Raw genomic sequence first — 1,857 nt, forward strand, 5'->3', positions numbered from 1 at the left:
TGCTCATGGTGATCGTATCCGGTCGTCCCATGGTGTTGCTCCGGCAGCCTACGAAAGCTGGCAGCTTGACACGCCCTGGGGGTACGACATTTGAATCTGGCCCAGAGGGGCTGCGGACGATTTCTTGGACTGATTCAGGTTGCGATTCCCAAGCGGCGCCGGTAGTCGACCGGGCTCATCGCCTGCAGGGACAACTTGATGCGCCGCTCGTTGTACCACTGGATGTACGAGTTTAGCTCGTTCATGAATGCCTCTACCGTGGTGCCGGCCCAGTTGCGACAGTAGTACATCTCGTTTTTCAGGCGCCCAAAGAAGCCTTCGCACGCAGCGTTGTCAGGTGAGCAGCCTTTTCGCGACATGGATCGGACGAGACCCGCCGCATCGATACGTTGTAGCCATCCCGGCCAACGATAGTGCGAGCCCCTGTCACTGTGTACGACGGGGCTGTCGCCTTCGGTGAGCGTCTTGATAGCGCCGTCGAGCATGCTATTGACCAATTGCGCGTCAGGCCTCGTTCCGATAGACCAACTCACAACCTTGCCGTCAAAGCAGTCGATCATGGGTGATAGGTAGACCTTGCCCGCTGGAAGCTGGAATTCGGTGATGTCCGTCAGCCACTTTTGATTTGGAGCCTGCGAATGGAAGTCCCTGGCAATCAGGTTCTCGGGCGCAACGCCAATCTCCCCGCTGTAAGAGCTATACCGGCGACGAGGTCGATGGACAGTAAGCTGCTCCTCCGCCATCAATCTGCGCACAACTTTCTCGGAGATCTGCATATCGCGCTGGCGCAGTATCGCGTGGATACGGCGGTACCCGTAACACCGATGGTTGCCCTCAAAGATCTCGACCATGGCGCTACGAACCTCGCCATATTTATCGGCCAGGCCTAATCTTGTCTTGTGATAAAAATAGCTACTGCGTGCAAGCCCGACGATGCGAAGAAGTTCGGACAACGGATACGTAGATTTCAAGGCATCAACCACCTGTGTCTTCTCCCTGTTTGTCAGGGCCAGGGTGTTGATGCCTTGGTCTTTTTTTATTAGATCGCCCGCCTGCGTCAGGATGWCGCGCTCAAGTTGCAGCTGGCGTACCTGCTGTTCGAGCTGCGCGATTCTTTCCAGCAACGCCGCATGCTCGTCTTCAGGCGAAGCCAATTTACGTTTTCGCATAGATCGATATGCCTCGTCTCCGAGCAGTTGATCTTTCCACTTGTACAACATCGGTCGGCTTACTCCAACCTTTTTTGCAACATCCTCCGCTGAGCCCGGGCGGGTGCAAAGGTCAGTGACTGCCTGACGCCTCTGTTCGGACGCAAACGGCGCACTGGTGTTTGTGCTCGTGACCATGCGGCGCGACCCAGGGCGCAGCTCCTCAATCCAGCGGGCCAGCATTTCGGTGCTGGGATACCCGAGGGCTCTGCGGGTATGAACTAAAGAGCAGCCATGACCGAAATAGTGATCCACCGCCACGCGTTTTTGCTCCAGCGTGTATCGCTGCCTTGGACGGCGGAGCTTGGGCAGGTCCCCAAGCGCCTGGTACAGGTGAACCCACCGCTTCAGGTTCTTGCCCGACGGATAGCCCAGCTCACGAACGACCGTTGCCGTCTTTCCCCCGTACTTGAAATATAGCTTGACCGCCCTGATGCGATCCTCGTACGAATACATGAACTACCTCCAAGTAGTCCAAGTTTTCATCCGCACCCCCCAGCCGAGCAATTCAAGGCGCTCGCGACAGAACTTCATATGCTGCTGCAAAGAGCGCGCTGGTCGGCATCACGCGGACTTGGGCTCTGGAATTCGCGCCTCTGGGCATCACCGTTAATGCCGTCGCGCCCGGTCCGATAGAGACTGAACTATT

General features: G+C 57.0%; 2 protein-coding genes. One reads left to right on the top strand and one right to left on the bottom strand.

Features of this window, described 5'->3' with window-relative positions:
• Positions 1 to 134: 134 nt before the first annotated feature.
• Entirely contained in the window at positions 135 to 1,664 is a 1,530-nt protein-coding gene (locus AB4Z13_RS32710) for an IS3 family transposase (protein ID WP_442207764.1), read from the bottom strand.
• 50 nt (positions 1,665 to 1,714) lie between these two features.
• Between AB4Z13_RS32710 and AB4Z13_RS32715 the strand changes: the two genes are divergently transcribed.
• The coding region (locus AB4Z13_RS32715; RefSeq protein WP_442207765.1) for an SDR family oxidoreductase at positions 1,715 to 1,857 on the top strand (143 nt) is incomplete at its 3' end.

The organism is Rhizobium sp. YAF28 (assembly GCF_052113285.1).
Classification (GTDB): Bacteria; Pseudomonadota; Alphaproteobacteria; order Rhizobiales; family Rhizobiaceae; genus Rhizobium.